Source organism: Schlesneria paludicola DSM 18645 (genome assembly GCF_000255655.1).
GTDB lineage: Bacteria > Planctomycetota > Planctomycetia > Planctomycetales > Planctomycetaceae > Schlesneria > Schlesneria paludicola.
Window position 1 is genome coordinate 517624 of sequence record NZ_JH636434.1, and the last position, 20897, is coordinate 538520.

The 20897-nt window shown below is 54.2% G+C and carries 17 protein-coding genes; 10 read left to right on the forward strand and 7 right to left on the reverse strand.

What is annotated here, in order from left to right; translation table 11 throughout:
- Positions 1-15: 15 nt before the first annotated feature.
- Entirely contained in the window at positions 16-1107 is a 1092-nt protein-coding gene (locus tag OSO_RS0102580) for an alkene reductase (RefSeq protein WP_010581998.1), read from the reverse strand.
- Between the two features lie 987 nt (positions 1108-2094).
- Between OSO_RS0102580 and OSO_RS0102595 the strand changes: the two genes are divergently transcribed.
- Both OSO_RS0102595 and OSO_RS0102605 read left to right on the forward strand, forming a co-directional pair.
- Positions 2095-3273 (forward strand): cupin domain-containing protein, encoded by a 1179-nt coding sequence (locus tag OSO_RS0102595; protein WP_010582000.1) that lies wholly within the window; start codon positions 2095-2097, stop codon positions 3271-3273.
- A gap of 788 nt (positions 3274-4061) precedes the next feature.
- Positions 4062-5006, forward strand: coding sequence for a DUF1559 domain-containing protein (locus tag OSO_RS0102605; RefSeq protein WP_010582001.1), 945 nt, complete (start codon positions 4062-4064; stop codon positions 5004-5006).
- Positions 5007-5321: 315 nt separating this feature from the next.
- Here the strand turns inward: OSO_RS0102605 and OSO_RS52465 are convergent, their stop codons facing one another.
- A complete protein-coding gene (locus tag OSO_RS52465) occupies positions 5322-5579 on the reverse strand; it encodes a recombinase family protein (RefSeq protein WP_083842763.1) in 258 nt (85 codons plus the stop codon).
- Positions 5528-6073, reverse strand: coding sequence for a hypothetical protein (locus OSO_RS0102615; RefSeq protein ID WP_157604969.1), 546 nt, complete (start codon positions 6071-6073; stop codon positions 5528-5530). The genes OSO_RS52465 and OSO_RS0102615 overlap by 52 nt, the downstream gene beginning before the upstream one ends.
- A gap of 88 nt (positions 6074-6161) precedes the next feature.
- Between OSO_RS0102615 and OSO_RS41880 the strand changes: the two genes are divergently transcribed.
- Positions 6162-6743: an HAD family hydrolase gene (locus OSO_RS41880; RefSeq protein ID WP_010582004.1), complete on the forward strand. Its 582-nt coding sequence runs from the start codon at positions 6162-6164 to the stop codon at positions 6741-6743.
- A gap of 78 nt (positions 6744-6821) precedes the next feature.
- On the opposite strand, the gene OSO_RS0102630 is transcribed toward OSO_RS41880, so the two are convergent.
- Together OSO_RS0102630 and OSO_RS0102635 are read right to left on the reverse strand one after the other, a co-directional pair.
- Complete coding sequence (locus tag OSO_RS0102630) at positions 6822-7406, reverse strand: hypothetical protein (protein ID WP_193378326.1); 585 nt, start codon at positions 7404-7406, stop codon at positions 6822-6824.
- A 366-nt stretch (positions 7407-7772) separates the two neighbouring features.
- A complete protein-coding gene (locus OSO_RS0102635; RefSeq protein WP_010582006.1) occupies positions 7773-10862 on the reverse strand; it encodes a right-handed parallel beta-helix repeat-containing protein in 3090 nt (1029 codons plus the stop codon).
- A gap of 688 nt (positions 10863-11550) precedes the next feature.
- Here OSO_RS0102635 and OSO_RS0102645 point away from each other — a divergent pair.
- Both OSO_RS0102645 and OSO_RS0102650 read left to right on the forward strand, forming a co-directional pair.
- Positions 11551-11877, forward strand: a complete 327-nt coding sequence (locus OSO_RS0102645; protein WP_010582008.1) for a YciI family protein — start codon at positions 11551-11553, stop codon at positions 11875-11877.
- Positions 11874-13157: an RNA polymerase sigma factor gene (locus OSO_RS0102650; protein WP_010582009.1), complete on the forward strand. Its 1284-nt coding sequence runs from the start codon at positions 11874-11876 to the stop codon at positions 13155-13157. The genes OSO_RS0102645 and OSO_RS0102650 overlap by 4 nt, the downstream gene beginning before the upstream one ends.
- Before the next feature lie 43 nt (positions 13158-13200).
- On the opposite strand, the gene OSO_RS0102655 is transcribed toward OSO_RS0102650, so the two are convergent.
- Together OSO_RS0102655 and OSO_RS0102660 are read right to left on the reverse strand one after the other, a co-directional pair.
- On the reverse strand, positions 13201-13596 hold the full coding sequence (locus OSO_RS0102655) for a DUF1398 family protein (protein ID WP_010582010.1): 396 nt from the start codon (positions 13594-13596) through the stop codon (positions 13201-13203).
- A gap of 134 nt (positions 13597-13730) precedes the next feature.
- Positions 13731-14192, reverse strand: a complete 462-nt coding sequence (locus tag OSO_RS0102660; RefSeq protein ID WP_010582011.1) for a MarR family winged helix-turn-helix transcriptional regulator — start codon at positions 14190-14192, stop codon at positions 13731-13733.
- Positions 14193-14656: 464 nt separating this feature from the next.
- On the opposite strand from OSO_RS0102660, the gene OSO_RS0102665 reads away from it, so the two are divergent.
- The 5 genes from OSO_RS0102665 to OSO_RS47360 all read left to right on the forward strand — a co-directional run bounded on the left by OSO_RS0102665 (position 14657) and on the right by OSO_RS47360 (position 20468).
- Entirely contained in the window at positions 14657-15538 is an 882-nt protein-coding gene (locus OSO_RS0102665; RefSeq protein WP_010582012.1) for an RNA polymerase sigma factor, read from the forward strand.
- 80 nt (positions 15539-15618) lie between these two features.
- A complete protein-coding gene (locus OSO_RS0102670; RefSeq protein ID WP_010582013.1) occupies positions 15619-16374 on the forward strand; it encodes an SDR family NAD(P)-dependent oxidoreductase in 756 nt (251 codons plus the stop codon).
- A 23-nt stretch (positions 16375-16397) separates the two neighbouring features.
- Positions 16398-16685, forward strand: a complete 288-nt coding sequence (locus tag OSO_RS0102675) for a DUF1330 domain-containing protein (RefSeq protein WP_010582014.1) — start codon at positions 16398-16400, stop codon at positions 16683-16685.
- Positions 16686-16860: 175 nt separating this feature from the next.
- Positions 16861-17349, forward strand: a complete 489-nt coding sequence (locus tag OSO_RS0102680; RefSeq protein WP_040591830.1) for a TIGR03067 domain-containing protein — start codon at positions 16861-16863, stop codon at positions 17347-17349.
- Positions 17350-18239: 890 nt separating this feature from the next.
- Entirely contained in the window at positions 18240-20468 is a 2229-nt protein-coding gene (locus OSO_RS47360; RefSeq protein ID WP_010582018.1) for a DUF1501 domain-containing protein, read from the forward strand.
- Positions 20469-20897: the final 429 nt, after the last annotated feature.

Here is a 20897-nt window from a genome sequence, read left to right on the forward strand (position 1 = left end):
TGTGGATCGTGCTGTTTACCGGTATGTCGAGAAGTCCGTATAGCCACTCTCGCCGATGGGCGAATACCAGTTCGACACAGGCGCCTCTTCAGCCAGGGGCCAGTCATTCTTGAATCGCGCGACAAGATCGGGATTGCTTATGAAGGGGCGCCCGAAAGCAATGAAGTCAGCTCGGCCCTCCGCAATTGCGTTCTGTGCCGCCTCCATGCCATAACCGCAATTGCCCATCAGCAGACCATGGAATGCCGCTCGAAACTCGAGCAGCGTCATCGGCTCGCCCAGCTTGTGGAAACCGAAGGACAACCCGTCCATCACATGTAAATACGACAGGCTGTACTGATTGAGCTGTCTGGCAACATAACTGAATTGTTCTCGAAAATCCGACGACCCCATGTCGTTAAACACACCGTTTGGCGACAGTCGGACGCCGATCCGATTTTTGGTCCAGACTGACGCAACCGCTTCGACAACCTCTTTCAAAAACCGGTAGCGGTTTTCGATGTTTCCACCGTACTGATCAGCACGGTGATTCGTTTTCGATTGAAGGAACGTGTCGATGAGATAGCCATTGGCGCCATGGATCTCCACTCCGTCGAAGTTTGCTGCCTTTGCTCGTTCAGCGGCGCGTCGATAGTCCTCGACAATCCTTTGAATCTCGCCAATTTCCAGAGCATGGGGGACTTCGTGCGCCTGCTTTCCGGTGGGCGTGTGAATGGACGCTTCATTGATCTTAATTGCCGAAGGAGCAACAGCGAGTGTGCCATTGTGGAAGCTGCTATGCGAAGCGCGTCCACAATGCCATAGCTGCAGGAAGATCTTGCCCCCGTTCTGATGCACCGCATCGGTGGTGTACTTCCATCCTTCCACCATTTCATCGGTATAGATTCCCGGCGACTCGTTCCAACCATTCGCCTGCTCTGAGATCGTCGTCGCTTCCGAGATGAGCAAGCCCGCGGAACTGCGCTGAGCATAATATTCGGCCATCAGGCGATTCGGCAGCCGTGCGATTCCCGCCCTGGAACGGGTCATGGGTGCCATGACAATTCGATTTGGCAGTTCCAGCTCGCCCATCGTAATCGGGGTGAATAGCCCAGGTTTATCAGTCATTTTTCATCCTTTTTCACATGCGAAATCGACGGCGTGGATCACACGATCCCGAATGTCCTGACGGGTCCAACTCGCGTTTCTCTACAGATATCCCGCGTTTATTATTGAAGATGCATTGATGCAAGTGCGTCCGATGTCGCCCCCTCGCGACGCCTTTCACGAACGCCATCGAGTCGCGTTTTATCACGGTCCATCAGTAAATTCGTCGATGCCCTCTCGCAAAAGCCACAATTTTCGGCAAGCAACGACCGATGACGCTTGGCCAATTCCAATGCGTTGTTCTGTCGCGAGGCGACGCGATTGCCGAAAGTGATGTCCGAGGCCAAGTACTGGCCGCATACGCAAATCCACTGCCACCGGTCGCTCAAGTCATGAATGAAATGGTGACAGATTGCGTTTGGAGACAAAAATCTTCATTTCTGCTTTCAAAAGGAAAGCCGAACCGCCCAATGCTCGGAGTCAGCTGCACGATCCCTCGAGGCACGCTAAATAGACTTTTTGAAATATCGAGGGCAGGTCCGTTGGTTCTTTTATTTCAGCGGGCAGTCAATTCGCGATTCACGAATCGTTTTGATCAATCTGATGTTTGCGTTATTCCGGCAGCGAAAATCGGCTTCGTGAGGCGGATTATTGGCCGACGAGGAAAAACATCTTCCACCTCTCGTGGCGCTCTCGATTGGATGGGAGTTTCCTCAGAAACAGCGAAGTTGCCAGACCATGTTCTGGAGTCAAACGTGGCCTTTCCTTCCCCAAGGAACTGACGCAAATGTCCAGGGCAGGCGAGCTGCACTCAGCATGCAGCTGAATCAATCACATGAAGACCTGCTAAATCTAGATTGCCCCAGTTGACGCGACTCCCAGTGGCATGGCACTTGCGATTGTTCCTCATCGCTTACAGATTTCTTCATTCACGAATCGCGTCGAAACATGTTGAAATTTGATCAGAATCATTGGCCGTTTGACCTACCTTCCGTCCAAGGAGTTACTATGTCTAACTTTGCCCGTCGAGAATTTTTGACAGGTGCAGCCGTTCTCGCCGCGGCCACTACCGCCGCATTCCTAAAGAGCGAAGAAGCGGAAGGCGGTGACACAAGTTTTATGAACAATGTCCCCGACCCATCACTGTCGGGCAAAGACCTACCGACTTTCAAATTCGCGTTGGAGAAATCAGAAGGTAAGGTCATCGGAAAAAGCTTCGGAAAGGAAGCAACTGTTGAGCAACTTCCGATCTCGAAAGGGATCGCGGGCGTGTCCATGAGAATCGAGCCGGGCGCAATGCGAGAACTTCACTGGCATGCGACGGCGGCAGAGTGGGCGTTCGTTCTAGAGGGACGGGTTCGTACAACGGTCATTGATCCGCATGGCAATTCTGAGACGAACGATTTCAATGCGGGTGATGTTTGGTTCTTCCCGCGCGGACATGGTCACATGCTCGAATGTCTTGGCAACGAGCCTTGCCAGTTCATCCTGATCTTCGACAACGGATACTTCTCGGAATTTGGCACCTTCAGCATTTCGGATTGGATTGGCCACGCTCCCAAGTCGCTACTCGCGAAAAATTTTGGCCTGCCCGAGTCCGCATTCAATGGATTTCCAAAAGAGGAAGTCTATTTCGCGCGGGGGGCAGTGCCACCCGAAAAGCCCGCGACCCCACTCCAAGGCTTGAAGCTTCCGCCGCAAACTCACAAATACGAACTTCTTGAACAAGCTCCGCATGCAGAATTCAAAGGCGGGCGGGAATGGAGGGTCGATTCCACTCGATTTCCGATTTCAACCACCATCACGGGCGTCGTTCTCGATCTTGAACCGGGAAGCCTTCGTGAACTGCATTGGCATCCCACGGCAGATGAGTGGCAGTACGTCATCAGTGGGAAAATCAGTGTTTCGATGTTCGGCTCGCATGGCCGCTATCGGACAGAGGAACTAGAGAAAGGTGATGTCGCTTACATTCCGCAGGGATATGGACACTCGATTGAAAATATCGGAAGCACACCGTGTCGCATTCTCATCGGTTTGAACACCGGCGTCTATCAGGCAATCGATCTTTCACAATGGATCGCAGGTAACCCAGTGGACGTGTTGGCCACCAATTTCGGCATGCCCGCAGCCTTATTTGAGAAGTTCCCAAAGAAAGATGTGTTCATTGCCGATCAACAGGGCCGCTAAGCATGGAGCGGCGTTGATTATCCGTAGATTTTGCAAATTCGTCTTTGATCGCAGCACGATGAGATCTCTCGCGTTCGCCGGTGGAGGGACTTGCAAATATTTCTCTCAGGCATACTCCTTACGGAACCTTGTTCGCTCGAAGCCTTATTGTGTCAGATACGGTGTCGAACCTCAGGAATTTATAACACCGATTGACTCTCGGATTCGCAAAAGACATTTCCAAGGTCTGCTGGAACGCTTGTCTTCATTCTGATGGGGAGGGTAAAGCAGTGGCTACTTCACTGAGCATTGGCTGGGACTTTACTCTCCCCATCGTTTGCTTTTCTTGTGCTTTACAGATTTGATCGTGATAACGTTGACCCGGCGCGGTCGATCACGAATTCGAAGTTTCAATTAGTGCTGAGTTCCAAATGCCATTAATTGAGTCGGACACAGTGCGAATTGAACACAGTCCACGGGCCTCACGCGGTATAGATCGACAGCCTTTGACGCAATCCGAAACGGCCCCACAGAAATCGAGTAACTGGAAATTCGACAGGACATTCCTGCCGTTGGCATCACCCAAGGCACGCCACTTCGGTTTTGCGAAGCCGCAAGACGGGATGTGATTCACAGTGATGCATCGCATCTCAGATACCAGAGCTCACGGACGTTGACTCTGTCCGCTCCAAAGGTTTGAATGTCTGCTCTTGTACAAACGCAACGTTAGACTCGTTCACTTGGGACTGTCGTAGAGCCTTTGTGGGATCGTCGCTTGAACCAATTTTTCAAGCAGGACACTTCATTCAATGAAGCCTCATTCTTTGCCGAATTCTCAATTCCAGACAAACGTGAACGCCGCGACCTATCGATCTGGATTTACTTTAATTGAACTGCTCGTTGTCATGGCCATCATCGGCTTGCTGGTTGCCTTGCTGCTTCCAGCAATCCAGCAAGTTCGGGAGTCCGCGCGACGGTCTCTGTGCAAAAACAATTTGAAACAACTTGGCCTCGCGATACACAATTACCACGACGTCAATCGTTCATTTCCGATTGGGCATATGAATGGCGGTTTTCCGGGGAGTTATGCAGACATCAGCGGCTATAGCTGGTTGCGAGCATTGATGCCGTACATCGATCAGGGAAGCATCTACCACGCCTGGAACGAGAACGAAGCTTATATTTGGCCGGCGAACATCGAGCTGTCGCGTCAGATAATCCCGTTGATGCGCTGTCCCAGCGATATTCCGGCAGCATTTTATGCGGACCTGCCGCAATACAACTACGCTGTGAATATTGGGAATACGAACAACTGGAAGCAGGACGATATTTATGGAGCCAGCTTTCTGACGGGACCGTTCGAATGGAGCGACACAACCAAAGGAGTCGCCCATTCGCTTCGCGACATCACCGATGGGGCATCCAACACGATTTTGGTTGGAGAACTGCGCCAAGGTACGAAAAGCCCTGATCTACGTGGACTAATTCTGTTTGGATCGATGTGCTGCGTCAGCGGAAACCTTCCGCCGAATGCGTCAGTTGGCGATTCCATGAGTGCATACTATGTCGATTCTCAGGACTTGCCTGCCCAACATGGATACCAGCGTCTGAGCATGCGCAGTCGCCACTCCGGGGGAGCGCACGCCTTGTTTGCTGACGGCTCTGTTAAATTCGTCGGCAACAACATCGATACGACTTCGCTTCGCGCACTGAGCACGATTTCCGGTGGGGAAATTGCAGACATTGCGTTTTAACGCGAGCTACGCGGTCAACATTCAACTACGAACCATTCAAAAATTCGACGCACCTAACAAGCTTGCGCCTGATCGGTCTGTTTAGTCATGCGAGCTTTGGCGTTTCGACCGCGACCGAATTGTTCACCCCCACGCGATGGAAACGACGTCGATTCAAATCGGTAGTCGCCTACACTGAAATGAGCAAGTATGGCACCTATTTGGTCTCGATGGACATTTTTCGCCAAGTCATGGATGAATTGTCCGTGGTGCAATTTCAGAAACGTCGCACCGATTTCCCATCCTGGATGGTTCGTGTCAATCCCTTCGGTCAGGCTAGAGACTCGACGTTTCTTTGAAGGCAAGCTTTCTGAGAAGGGCAGTTCCAATAACGGATTCTTTGGCGAGTCGGCTCAAGCTGTAAACATAAAGCGTTCTGAAGACCACCGCTTCCGCCGTGAAGATCGACTTGTCGAACCCATCGCCATGACGCAAGGTTCCGGAAACTTCGGAGTCTGTTAACTCGAATTCAGGAGGAAGCCTCAGGCCGTCTCGAATCGCTTGTTCACGACAGGAACGCTGCTGATCCCCAATACTCTTTTCGTCTTGGTGTTCTGAATCAAATCGTCAGTAGGACGCCGCGATCTCTGACCCAGCGTCTCCGGCACCTGTCTCTTCCTGCCTGATCGGCGAATTGACAAATGTTTTGAAGACGTGCCTTCCTCTGACGGTCGATCGATGCCCGAACGAACGGGGGGAAAATCTGGGATATCAAAACGGGGTTTGCGTAATTCGGCTCGGGCGAGCTGCAATTTGTCGGATCGGTCATCGTCAATAAGTACTTTCAACCGGATCTCAAGGAAATCCGACAAAAGGGCGTGTCGAATTTCCGCAGTCGACAAAAACGAATCGTAGCGGTTGGCTATCGACAAGAATTCATCTACAGTAAAGATAAGTACTTGCGCGATGACTGAATGAAAGAGTTCGATACCTGAAAAGCCGTTCGGAAATGTCCATCGCCGGTCGGCCCGATTTGAAAAAGGGGATTGTCTCCGTCCACGGTGCCCGTCCCCTTTTTTGTTTTTCAATAATCGAAGATCATGACGGAATTGAGTTCTTGGCGCCGCATCATCGCGGCTTTCTGACCTTTATCACGACCACACCTTGGCCCGCCCGATGATTCAAGCTCTGATATTTGATTGCGACGGTACCTTGACCGACTCGATGCCTCTTCATTTCGTCGCGTGGAACCAAACCATGCGACGTTTTGGGATCGAGTTCACTGAAGACCGTTTCTATTCGCTGGGAGGCATCCCCAGCGACAAGATCATCCAAATGCTGTCCGACGAGGCGAATTTGTCGCTCGACGCCGTCGCCATCGCTCAGGAAAAGGAACAAGTGTTCCTCGACAGCATGCATTTGCTCGAAGAAATCGCGGCCATCACGTCCATCGTGCGGGAAAACAAGGGAAAACTCCCCATGGCGGTCGCAAGCGGCGGCTTCCGCGATATCGTCGCGAAACAGGTTGCCCACATCGGCCTTGAGGGTTGGTTCGATACGATGGTCACGGCCGAAGACACCACACGGCACAAGCCGGAACCCGACGTATTTCTGGAAGCGGCCCGGCGGCTTGGCGCGGAACCCGCCTACTGCCGAGTCTACGAGGATTCAGACCTGGGAATCGAAGCCGCTCGTCGGGCCGGCATGCAATGGGTCGACGTACGAACAGTCCACCGCCCGCGAAGAATCACGGCATAACGGTTCCCGAGACAAGATTTTCGGGGGACTCAAACGTCACCGCGTCAGTCGGCGGCCGCTCTGGTGCGGCTGCCGTGTTTACGTGCGGTAGATGATGCCGGTGATTGTGCCGGTCGGCGGTGCAGGCATTGGTTGGTTCAGTTTTGCACGCGCTTCTCGATCGGTTGCGTCTTTAGTATCGCCCCAAAGATTAAATCCAATCCCTTGTTTGGGGATGTAGGTGATCGGCTGGCCGATATCGATTTTCTGGATATGGACGTCGGCGTCCCAGGGATCGCAGATTGCCGCGTATGTACCGATGCCGGGAACCGTTGTGATCGTATCGACACAGAGTGCGTGTCCGCCTCCCCCGCTCCAATTGCAGCCGATAATCGCGGGATAATTATGACGGATCGTATTCATTACCGGCCCCATACCCAGCACTTCCTCCCCAACAGCGTCGATGAGCAGCTGAGGAATTTTGGCGGCGATCGGTTGTTCCCACTTCCAGCTACCAATTCCTAATCGGTTAAGAACCTTTTCCTGGACGTTACGCTGCGAGCCCTGTGCATTGAAATCATGGCTCGCCTCGCCTGCCTCTTGCATATAGATCTTCTCGATGTCTTTTTCCAAGGCAAAGGCACTTTTTCCTGGGCTCAGCTTGTTGATTTTGAACACGATCATCTTGATCGACGCCAGCGCACAGGACTGGTCCTTGTTTTGAGCGGCAACGGCATGTGTGTCACCGAAACGGTCGAATCGCAGAAACCAGCTGCCCAGATTCGGTTGATCGTCAAGAGCCATGGCAATTCACCCTTTCGTAATTGGCAGACGTTCGTTGAGCACATGAGTGATCTGCGGAACGGCGAAAAAGTTGCTAACCAATTCGAAGGACATGAACATTTTTTTAAATGCAGAGCAAGAGCTCCAAGCTGCCATGCAGGCTCATCCAAACGCGACAATCGTCACTCACTCGTTTCGTCCCCGGACCGTGGAGGTGTCACGCAATGTCACCCTGCTGCGACGCACGTCGTTCTTGATCGAAGTGAGTTACGGGTACTGGTTCGATCCACCGATGTTTCCTGACCCGGTGTTTCCCGCCGCCGATCCCGAATTGGACCCGATGGCGTATCCCTCGCCTGAGTTATTGTTCGACGTATTGTCGTTGAACTGGCCGGTGCTTCCAATTCCGTTGGTCAAGTTGAACCCATCCGTTCCGTTGCTCGTTGCCGTATTGTCGCTCATCGTTCCCGTGAGAGCCTCGGTCCAATAGAAGCCGGTCCCGACATTGCTATTTGCTGTATTGCCGGTGATCAGGCCTGCATTTTGATTGAAGCCATTGAACGCCACGCCCGTGAAGCCGGTCGCGTTGCGCGTGGCCGTGTTGTCTCGGACGATCGCCGATGAGGTCAAACTGTTCAGGTAAAAGCCGTGTCCAAGATTGTCTCGAGCGATGTTGTTTTCGATCAGGCCACCAACACTGTTGATGAAGCTGATGCCCGACCAATCGTTGTTTCGTGCGATATTGTTGGTAAATTGCCCATCCATGAACGAACCATAGAAACCATTCTGCCCGTTGTGCTTCGCTACGTTTCCATCGACGATCCCGCTCGAGTTGACGCTGCCCAGGTAGAATCCTTCCAGGCCATTTCGATTGGCCGTGTTGCCGGAAACGGTTCCATCCACAGTTGTGATGTAGTAGCCACTGGCATCATTGCGAGTGGCTCGATTTCCACTGAAAGTTCCTGACGCGGCAATTCCTTGCATCAATTGGTATCCGTCGGAGCCATTGCCGAATGACCGATTGTCGCTGGCCGTTCCCGTCAGCGGTGACAACCAAAGCATTCCTGCGCCCGTGTTATGCGCGGCAACGTTGCCAGTAAACAGGCCGTCATTCGCCGAGACGCTTTCAAATCCAATGTCGTTGTGGTCGGAGCGGTTGTTTTGCACGACGGCGGTCGACGTCAGTGTGTCCAAGTAGAACCCTCGCGATTGGTTGTAACTCGACTGATTGTCGCTTACCAAACCGCTGACCGTCCCGACAAACCCGATCCCTGAAAGCCCGTTGTCGCTGGAGATATTGTTGGTGAAAGTGCCCGCCATCGCGATGCCGAAGATCCCATCGCCTTGGTTGAGGGCTGAAACATTTTGATCGAACAGTCCAGTTGAACCAATCGTTTCCACGCGGATGCCAGCCGCGGAGTTGTAGCCTGAGATGTTGCCAGAGAATGTTCCGGTCAGAGTATTGATCTCAAAGCCATTTCCACCGTTCAAGTTGGGAGCCCCATTCGAATCGTAGCCATTTCCATACGCAAGGTTCTCGATCACCTCACCAGCGACCGTTCCAAACGTGAACCCTGTGCCGTAGTTCGCGACCGCGAAGTTGTTTGCAAAGACCGCCGTTGAGTTCACCGACGCGTCCGAAAAATCCAGTCCGGCGCCGCTGTTTTCGTAGGCGATGTTTCCGACAAATTGCCCGTTAAAATCACCGGTGAACTGGTATCCATGCGACGAGTTCCCACTCGCAACATTGCCGTAGATGACCGAATCCTCAGAGACCGTGCCATTTGTGAAGAAGCCGACAACGTTGTTGCTCGCCGCGTTCTCACGGATCATGGAACTTGTCAGACCACCCGTCGAAAATCCAAAGTTCGTGTTGTTCGAGGAATCCACCTGTTCAATCAGCGACGTCGTGAGATCGCCCACAGCCACGCCCGTATTGGCACCGCTGATTGTTGTGTTCTGAATGGCGAGACGATCGACCGCCGCGTATCCAGTCGGGGTCGGCGCTGTTGCGGAGGAAATCGCATTGTCGCCGCCCAGAATATTGATTCCCGAGATCCAGTTATTGTTGTTGACGATGATGACATTCGTCGTCGAGTTTGCCGCTACGAGCGTCGGCTGCGAGCCTGGAACGAGATAGTTCACCTCTTCATGGGTCGTTGCCCCTCGAAGTTGCAGCGATTCACCTCCCCCAAACAATCGCTGCGAGTCATTCATGACGATTGGGGTCGTCACGTCCAGCGGTCCACCACTTCCATCCACGAAGACCGTACTGGAGGGACCGAGGTGATTCACGATTTGCGACAAATTGCTCGAGGCGTTCGCCTGTGCGATGGGACCGACTTGCTCCCAGCGACCATCAATCGGCGATTGGATCTCGGCCGCTTCGTATGAAACCTGGTTCGTATTCACGACGTCTGCATGCGAAACGACATCGACATCGCGTACCACTGTGTCGAGCATGCGGCGCTCAAGACGCGAGAGTACTCGATTCGATCTCCCAAGCGGAATTCGTACCTGAGCCAGGCCAATGTACTGGCTATTACGAACCTGGTCGTATTGGTATTCGAATCCCAGTACGAGACGAGATCCATTGCCAAGGAGCCAGTCCAGGTCGTACAGGCGACTTTCCAGGCGAACTCTGGGCCCAACAATATTGGGGAACCGTGAATCCGTCGTGGCGAAATTGTAGCCTCCCACGAATCCGCGCAGTTCCGCGTTCCCGGACGTGCTGCTCGCCAGCAGGTAACCGACTTCTCCGTCGAAACCGAAGTAGGATCGTTCGATCAATGCACCGGAGTAGGCCAATGCGAGTTGATTGCCGTTGAGGACCGGCGTTGCGGGCCCGACGCCCACTCCGCTGGCCATCGTGTAGGCTTTGCCATCGGGGATGTATCCGTTGAATCGCGCATCCCAGGCGAGCGACATTGCCTCGATTCCGAGTGTCGCCTGCTGAAAAGTGTTTCCATAATTCGACCGGCGGATGTCGTAAAATGCGGATCCACCGACGATCCATCCGGTCGAAGTGATACGGCGGTAGCCGACCCCCAGATTCCCTTCGATGCCACTGTGATCGTTCGTCCGTCCACGAAAATCGCCGAAGAGCAGCGACGATTCGTTTTGCCAGAGGGGCGTCATCATCTGGCCGCCGCTGTTCACCGACTGGTTGCCGGCCCGCGTGTCGCCTTGCCCGTAGCTGACCCACTTGTTGTCCGTGGGAGCCCAGAGTTTCTCAAAATGGTCGCCGAAGTCTTTCGTTTCATCCGCATCAACGAAGGACACGGCGCTCAGGAAAACAAATAGAACGAGACAGCCAAATCGGAACGTCATCAGACGCAAGTTGACGCAAGAAGTCACTTCGATCCTTCCGTAGATGTGAACGAAACCTGACTGTCGCCCTGGCAGCGAGCACGCGTCACCGGCGATCTATCGGAGTTCATGTTGTGACGGATCAATTTGAACCGCTCTGGTGCTAAACGAAGCACATGCAACACAATCAAATCAGTCCGACAATCACTTGCGGACTTCGGCAGAAACTGCGGGGCCGAGTGCCTCGCGAGATGCATTGGAACGGTTCACAGCGCGGTCGCTGGCTCGTTTCACAGCGGTCGTCAGAAGACTTACTTTAATGCGCCTGAATCCTATGAACGGGGAAAATGGGCCTGTCGCCCGCTCTTCGAACTGATGGTGACGAACATTAGTCACCCGAAGTCCGTCGAAAGCGATGAAATCACGATTGCCGGGAGAGGTCATTCGAATCGTCGTTCCCGTCGATGACTCCCGAATTCTAAAGTGCTCAAGAACAAGATTCCTTTTCATTTCGCGCACCATCCAGGCCGCCACCTCTGCAGCAGCGTCTACAATCGCGGTTCAGCACGTAATCGCTTGATTGGATCGCATGATTCGGATTCGCTACGGATATCGCATCGGACACGTCAATTTTTTTCCAATTCCTGTGTCCGAACGGTCAAACCTCGTTCGTTATATTCACGAGAGGTGGGGGACAGGCTTCTGCCTCGTATAAGAAAATGTCTGGAGCACCATCATGGCGAAATTCCTGTTCATCTATCGCGAATCTACGGAACCACAAGCTCAACCGTCTCCCGAGGAAATGCAGGCTTTGCAGGCGGCCTGGTACGCATGGATGCAAAAGTTCGCGTCGGCGATTGTGCCCGGTGGCGATGGGTTGAAGCCTGCGGGGCGAGTCGTGAAGGCGGGAGTCGTGTCCGACGGTCCCTATATTGAAGCCAAGGAAGTCATCGTCAGCTTCACGATCGTCCAGGCCAACGACTACGATGAAGCCGTGGCGATCGCCCGCGAGTGTCCTCCTGGCCACACAATCGAAATTCGTGAATATGCAGGATATGCATGAGTGAGCCGCGCCCATTGGTGGAGCACTTTTTTCGCCACGAGTTCGGCCGGATCGTCGCTGTGCTAACTCGATCGCTCGGCGTGCGCCGGCTTGAACTCGTCGAAGACGTCGTTCAAGCAGCGCTCGCGCAAGCTCTCGAAACCTGGTCGCGCCGCGGTGTGCCGGAAGACCCGGCCGGGTGGCTCTATCGCACTGCGCGCAACCTGGCAATTGACGCCCTGCGGCGAGAGCGAATCCATGTCCAAGTATTGTCGCGTCTGGCCGACGAGGCCGAGCGGGAAGGGCCGCAACTTCAAACACATTTCGCCGACGAGATTGGCGACGAACCTCTTCGACTGCTTTTCGTCTGCTGTCACGAAGCCGTACCGGTTGAATCCCGCGTCGCGATCGCTCTACGGACACTCTGCGGCTTCAGTACGGCGGAGATCGCCCGGGCGTTGCTCACAACCGAGGCCAATGTTCAGAAGCGGATTGAGCGGGCACGAAATCGACTTTGTGATTTGGACGTGGATTTTGACACACCGGCTGCCCCACAACTTTCGTCTCGGCTGGAAACAGTGCTCGTGGTCGTCTATCTCCTGTTCAGCCAAGGTTGTTACGTCACACACGGCGACAAGCCGATCCGCCGCGACCTGTGCGACGAAGGCCGTCGACTGGGGCGAATGCTCGCCGCTCATCCCGTTGGCGACATCCCGGCAGTCCATGCCTTGCTGGCTCTGATGTGCTTCCATATGGCTCGTCTCAATGCTCGCGTTGCGCTCGACGGTGCCATTGTTCTGCTTGAAGAGCAGGATCGCTCGACCTGGAATTGGAGTGATGTGCGTGAAGGAATGGACTGGCTCGCCAGGTCCGCATCGGGCGACGGTCTCACGCGCTATCATGTCGAAGCTGGCATCGCATGGGAGCACTGCCGCGCGACGTCCTTCGCCCAGACCGATTGGCGACGCATTGCCGAACTGTACGACACGCTCGAACGGATTGCTCCGTCACCGCTGCACTCGCTCAATCGCGCCGTCGCCGAAGCGTATCTGCATGGACCCCAATCCGGCCTCGAACGCCTGGCCGCTGTTCCGCCGGAAAACGTTCCCGCGAACTATCCCGGCTGGTACACGGTGATCGGGGAGCTACATTTCCGCCTCGGCCAGAACGCAGCCGCGAAGCGTGCCTGGCAGGAAGCCTTAGAGTTAACCACAGCGCAGGCGGATCAAGACTTCTTGTGTCGTCGTATCGCCCTTTGTCAGTCCGATAACGGCAGGCCTGCCGATGAGTCGCCCCGCTGAAACTTCGTTTTCAGTCATCTGATACCTGCTGTACAATCCGGCTCTAGCTGGGGAAGCGTTCGACATGAGTCTCTCCTCTGCGACCGTAGTAGGCCACGTGCTTTCCCGCGATCCACACGGCATAGGAGGCGCATCCTGCCTTTTGTGACAGACGCTTAAATTCTGGATACATCACGGTTCCTTGCTGGGCGCCACGGATGGCTGCCTGAATCGCAGCGCCGTCAAAGGACTCTCCGATTTCGGCTTCTGACGCAGAATTGTCCAGCGTCAGCGTGTCGCCACAGGGAAAGTAATACGTCGTCCGGCAGGCTCGATAGTCCACGTAGTAGGACTCCACTCCCGCTTGAATCAGTGCGGAGACGACTTCGCCAAAATGAATGCGTCCTTCAGCGGAAGCCTGCGAGCATTCGATGATTGTTTGTTTCGCTGCTTGATTCATTCGTTTTCCTTAATCGTCGGTTGAAGTCAGGAGACGGGCACTTTGGCATTCACGATGTCGTGGCATTTTTATTGATCTGGTCGGAGCCAGTCCCCGTGACTGCAACTGGCTGTGAAATGCCGCGTCGAACAAAATCAGTCCACAGGCAAATCTTTCCATCCGTGCAACCGCACCATGTCTTGGAGCAGGCCGATCAGCCATGTTTTTTCCTGAGTCTTCAAATGCCCGAAAAACTCTCGATCATTCTCATCCGCGAGTTGGGCTAGAGTGGGGACGAGATTTTTCCCGAATGCCGTAAGCTCCACAGTCTGATAACGCCGATCGTTCTCTGAAGTTGAGCGTACAACCAGATCCTTGCGGCAAAGACGCTCGATCAGCTTAGAAACCGCTCCTCGCGTCATGCCTACCGCATCGGCAAGTTGGCTAGGATTGGCTATTCCAATCTCGAACATCTGCCGCACCAGAACCCATTCCGCGACAGTGACACCTCGAGCCTCAACTTTCCGCGCGAAGGCATGCGATACGTGATTCGAGACGTACCGTAGCCAGTATCCCGCGTGGTCATCCAAATGGCTTGTGCTGTTTTGTCTGGCCATTCCTGCTCCTATAGTTTCCAAGGAAACTATAGGAGCAGGAATGGTGGTGTCAATCAAGATCGCCAGACAATCCGCACAGCGCGAAGGGCTGGCGAACGCTTCTGATCGACACCCATTCGCTTGGCTGCCTGTTGAAATGAGGGGGCGGACACCTTGACGTTTTTTATCTGGCGGGAGCCAGTCCTCGATACTTCAACAGACTGTTCTGACGTCTCAGAATTCACGACTCATCCGTACGATCCACTTCCAACTCTTTTTCATAAAAACCGAAGCTGCCATTCTGGCCAAAAACATGACGTAAGATTCATCTGTATATCTGCTTGCAACTTTCGTTGCAGTCGGAGTTTGAGCATTGAACGTGGGAGATACGGCGGCCGTTGTCACACTCGTCCGTCGTGTGTGTCTAAGGTGTCGGATAATGTCTGATGAGGTAGATTCAGATGCCGAACACGAGGAACTTGGCGATGCACAATCCCTTTACTGAGATCGTTGACGAGTCGAACGATCGCGAACTGATCGAGCAGGCGAAAAATGGAAGCCGGGACGCCCTTGAAAGAGTGGTTCTCCGTCATCAGGCTTGGATTTACAATATTGCCATTCGGATGGTTTTCCATCCACAGGATGCCGAAGAAGTCACGCAAGAAGTACTGATCAAAGCCGTCACCCGGCTCAGTTCATTTCAAGGTGACAGTCAGTTCCGCACCTGGCTCTACCGGATCACGGCCAACCATGTGCTGAATATGAAACGCCGGGGTGGTGAGTCGGAAACTCAGACGTTCTCTAGCTATGCAGCTGCGATTAATGGTACCCCCGACCTGAATCTTCCTGATCCGAACGCCATTCCGGTCGACCTGCCACTGATGGTCGAAGAAGCGAAAATCTCTTGCACGTCGGGGATGCTGCTTTGCCTTGACCGCAAGCAACGGCTGATCTTCACACTCGGCGAAATTTTCGGGGCAAGTGATACCGTTGGCAGCGAGATTATGGAGATGTCCCCCGACAATTTTCGGCAAAGCCTTTCCCGCGCTCGCCGTGACCTGTACCAGTTCATGAACAATCAGTGCGGTCTGGTGAATGCGAACAACCCCTGTCGTTGCCCGAAGAAGACCAAGGGCTTCATAGACGCGGGCCATGTTGATCCCAATCACCTGCAATTTGTTTCCGGTCATCTTCGGCGAATCCGTGACGCCGCTAGCGATACGGTTCGACAAATCGACGATATCGTCGATTTGCAGTATGCCACACTCTTCCGTGAACACCCGTTCCTGGAACCAAAAGACCAGATTCAGTGGCTGCGGCAGACTCTCGAGCAACGCGATTTCAGCACGACTCTGCACCTTAATTAATCAATTCGGAAATCAACAAATTCCGAGGTCGTTTGTCACAGTCCCCTTCCTGAGGTGTCTAAGAGGCAGGAGGACAAAACATGTCGAATCTTCAAGGGAAAACAGCTCTCGTCACGGGAGCATCCAAGGGAATTGGTGCGGGGATTGCCAAGGAGCTGGCGTCAGCCGGAGCATCGGTTGTCGTGAACTACGCGACCGATCAGGAGGGCGCGGATTCCGTCGTTCGCGAGATCACGGCAGCAGGCGGTCGCGCCGTGGCGATTCAAGGAGACATCGCGAAGGCCGCCGATGTCGTGCATCTCTTCCATCAAATGCGAATTGCTGTCGGACCGCTCGACATCCTGGTCAATAACGCCGGGGTCTACGGAGTTATGCCGATTCACGAACTCACGGAAGACGAGTTCCATCGAGAAATGAATGTGAATGTCCTCGGGCCGTTGCTGGTGATTAAGGAATCGCTCAACGACTTCGGTCCCAATGGTGGAAGCATCATCAACATTGGCTCCGGGGCATCAACATCCTATCCGGCTGGTTATTCGATCTACTCTGCTACGAAGGCCGGACTTGATGCCGTGACGGGCGTCTTGGCGAAGGAGCTGGCTCCGCGAAAAATTCGGGTGAACTCTGTCAATCCCGGTGCCACTCTCAGCGAGGGCACACGTGCTGCCGGGTTGTATGGACTCGGCAACAACATTGAGAAACAGCTTGTCAGTATGACGCCCCTGGGGCGAATTGGCACACCCATCGACATCGGCAAGATCGTCGTTTTCATGGCCTCAGACGATTCGTATTGGCTGACCGGCGAACACATCCTCGCGTCCGGTGGATTGCGATAGTCCCATTTTCCAAGGATCAAAGAATGTCCGCTTACATCGTGTTCATGCGAGAGAAAACACTCAATCAATCGGAGCTTGAGGCCTACTGGAGCAAGGTGCAATCGACGATGCAGGGCTATTCGCTCAAAGTGCTGGCCGCTTACGGTCGCCATCAGACACTCGAGGGGCCGGATGTGGAAGGGGTCGTCATCGCCGAGTTTCCGACGCTCGAAGAAGCCCGCGAATGGTACGACAGCCCCGCCTATCAGGAAGCCGCGAAGCACCGATTTCATGGAGCAGTCTATCGCGGATTAATCGTCGACGGCGTCTAGTTTCAGCCGTTTCGGACGCCTTTCACGGCTCGAAGAGAGAGGGAGAGGCACAATTTCCCGGGTTCATTGGATTCCGCAGTGCATTGATCAGAGCGACCCTTCCGTTTGCCGCGGGAAAATGAGCCAGTTCCCGGCCTGTGAACAGCTACCACTTCGACTTTCTGAAAGCCGCAACATGAAATCTCTGTTCTCGCTAATTGTCCTGCCCCTCTTCGGTCTGTGTCTTTTGGGTGATGAACCCAAATGCGACGATTCCCAAGGGAAAGCGGTTGAGCAAGCTTTGGAGTCATTCGTCGGGACGTGGAGGATCGTCACTGCACAGCCGACGGGTGTGACGAAGGACGCGGAGAAGTTGGTCTTTCGCAAGGACGGGACTTATGCCGCGCTGGACAAGAAAGACCACGAACTCTGGGCCGGCACTTACGACATTGATCCGACAGCCAAACCGAAAATTTGGGATCACCGTTCAATTGATGCGCAGAAGAGCGGCGGCGATGTCTTGGGAATTTACGAGCTCGACGGCAACAACCTGAACGTTTCCTGTGTGGTTGGCACCTGGAAGGAAAAGCAATGGACCGGAAAGCCTCGTCCAACTGCGTTCACGCTACCCACTGCCGACGCTGTTTTGGAGCTTCGGCGCGTGACGACCACCGGCAAGGAGTGAGTTCGATGTCGTGCTATTGGGGGCCGTCTGGTTTGTTCGTGAATGAAGTCTTAAATTTCTCCATTTCCCCGGTACCGTTCAGTGCCCAAGCAATTTGATCAGGATCGAACGGAGGCGTTGCCATTGCATGGGAAAGTCTCTGCAACTGGCAATTCCGGGTAATCGCTACGGTTTGACAATCCCCCATCCGACTCGATAATTGGGAGATTGTGATTCGTGTGCTGGGAAGCCAAGCGTTCACCGCAGGATTGTCGAGTCCTCACGACTTGATAGATTCCGCAGCAATGACGGACATCGGCTTCAATTGGTATCTCAATCAATTTGTGCGGCTGGCATTCGATTGGCAACACGCGATGTATGCGTCGCCCGTTCTCTTGAACGTACAGAAGGATTTGAGATCAAATAAGAACGATCTCTTCTGAGTCAGATGCCAACTCTATTTCTGATTGATTCAGTGACGAGCAAGCCCTCGTACGAACGTCAGAATGACTTCGATGAGGCATAAGACGTCAAGTCGCAAAACCGCGAATGCCGAATTCATATCGTGTCGTTGACTCTCCCGTCCGTCCGAATCGGCTGCTTTGCTTCCTTCTGCCCATTGCGAGTGCCAATGGCGGGTCGATTCGCAAAAGCGTAGATCAAGTGAGCATCCCTCATCCGGTCGTTCCCCCCGTTGATGGCCCACAGAATGGAAAGGCATCCAAACGTCGATTCGGGATCGAACTGCTCGGCGCGCCCCGGAAGTGGAATGGCCTGCCGCATGGACGTCATTCATGCCTGAGCGAGCCGCGACGGAAATCTTACGGAGCTTGTGACTTTCGCTTCCTCGAGTTTCATCGCTACGCTAGTCGAGTCGGCAAAGTTCGTGGGGCATCGCGTTGAGAGAACTTATGAGTCAGTCGCGTATTTCGAAATTCCCAATTTCGACGGATGGCTCACCAAACCCACTCCGTCGGGCGATGCTTCAGCAAATTGCTGCGGGCGTGATTTGCCTCCCCGGGTTGACGTTGCCCACCGGAGCGTTTGGTTCGAACTCGTTGGCCAACGGTCGCAGCGCGCGGGTCGGCAAAGCGAAGTCGATCATCTTCGTTTCGCTGTTTGGTGGCCCCCCACATCAAGACACATTCGACCTTAAGGATACCGCACCGTCCGAGATTCGGGGCGAGTTTCAATCGATCGCAACATCGCTCGACGGATTTCGAATTTGTGAATATCTGCCCAAGCTGGCACGCTTGGCTCACCTCTATACCGTCATCCGCTCGGTGACACATGAAGACAACGCGCACGAATCCGCGTTCTATTCATTGATGACCGGTTGGCCGCATCCGCAGCCCAATACCAATGCACGCCCCACGACCGCCGACTACCCCAACTACGGCGTCGTGTTGGAACAAATTTGTCCGCCTCAGAACCCGGTGCCGGGGTTTGTCATTGGAGGAGGAATTACGTCCGGCGGAATTGGGCAGACCGCAGGATTCCTTGATCGCAGTCGTGCGCCATTTCTGCTGCCTCAGGACGCCAATCATCCTCACTTCGCCGTTCCCGAGTTCACATTGCGTGGGGAATCCAGTCTGGCTCGCTTCGCGCAGCGGCGGACTTTAGTTGAGCAATTCGACGAATTCTCTCGGTTGTCCGAAATGAAACCGGCACAGCAATTCTCGTCAATTCAATCGCGCGCGTTCGAGATGCTTGCCGCCAACAAGCTGTCCGCGGCGTTCGACGTGAGCCGGGAAACGATCGCGTGTCGCGAAGCGTACGGACGCAATCCGTTTGGACAGAATCTTCTAGTCGCGCGCAGGCTTGTCGAAGCAGGCGTCCCCATCGTTCAAGTCAATTGGCGCAACAAAGGGGACGGGGGACTCGATACACACTATGACAATTTCAACCAGTGCAAAGGGACCCTGTTGCCTCGACTCGATTCTTGTCTGTCATCTCTTTTGCTCGACCTGCACGAACGGGGGCTGCTCGACCAGACGATGGTGATCGCTGCGGGGGAATTTGGTCGAACGCCAAAAATCAATGAACTGGCGGGACGCGATCACTGGGCTGGCTGCAATTCAATTCTGCTTGCGGGAGGCGGAATTCAATCGGGATTTATCTACGGTTCATCGGATAGAATCGGTGCCTATCCGGCCTCATCGCCCGTCGGACCGTGGGATATCCACGCCACGATGCTTCACTGTTACGGCGCCAATCTCGATGCCGTGGTCCACGATGCTGCGGGCCGCCCCCATCCCATCTGTAAAGGTACCCCGATCACCGCGGTCTTGAACGATTCTCGGGCGAATCCAATCCCCAACGAGCCCGTTTCCGTTACAAGTTTGTCGTCCCGAACGCCCTCATTGGGTCTCGCGGTGAGGTCCGATCCTGCGACGTTCCGCACGCAGGTCAATCCGATTGATGGCGCGATGTTGATGTTTGTCTCTGGCGGGCCGTTCATGATGGGCAGTGACGCCTATTCAAACGAATCGCCGCCCCATCCGGCCGAAGTCAGCTCGTTCTGGATGTCTCGAACGCATATTACAAACTCCATGTACCGAAGTTTCGTCGCAACGACGGGCCATCGGCCTCAGGAGTTCTACAACCAGCATCTGATGGGATCGGCACTGTTTTACGGTGATGATCAGCCAGCAGTGGGAGTTAGTTATGAGGATGCCGTCGCTTATTGCCGCTGGGCAGGTGGTCGACTACCGACGGAGGCGGAATGGGAATTTGCTGCGCGCGGATCAGACGGGCGCGAATACCCATGGGGGAACGAGCCACCAACAGCGGCGAGCGCCGTGTTCGGACGAACGGTTGGACATGGGGGGGCGTCTGCACCTGTGGGGACCACCAAAGATGACTGCAGTCCGTTTGGGATTCTGGACATGGCGGGAAATGTCATGGAGTGGTGCGCGGACTGGTTCGCACCGTACTCGACGGAGATCAGAACATTGGAACGTGATCCACGCGGGGGCGTGCAAGGCGTCAACCGAGTTGTCCGCGGAGGTTGCTGGGCCTACGAAGCCAGGTCTTTGCGGACGACGGAGCGACTACAGCAGCCGCCACAACAGCGGTTGAACCTGATCGGTTTTCGAATCGTGCGGGACGCAACAAAAAACGAAGTTCCGCTTTCTTAAGACCACATGGGCAACACGTCTGACGTTCGCTTTAGGAATCGCTTGCGCTTCAAGTTCACCGCAAAATCGAAGAGGTGACGGAAACGGTCCTGCATTTTGCCTGCCACCTGCGCATCATCAGATTCGTCAAATCCCGCATAACTGACGCAAGTAATATAGTTGCCCAGACTCCAATTCCCGGTTAACTAGCAGCGCGCGGGTCGTCGAAATTGCTCCGACACCCTGTTGTCGAAAATCACGCCTCATCAAGGCGAACCAAGCGTCACCCGCGTTGGATCAATATTTCACAAGTGTTGAACTGCGTTTCACTTGAGTATCAGACGTGATCTCGGTCGACCCGATTCTCGAAATTGCTCGCAGAATTCTGTGTTGCTGAAGCGGCCAGCGACGATCGACGGAGGCACGCAAATGCGGGTGATGCGGACACAA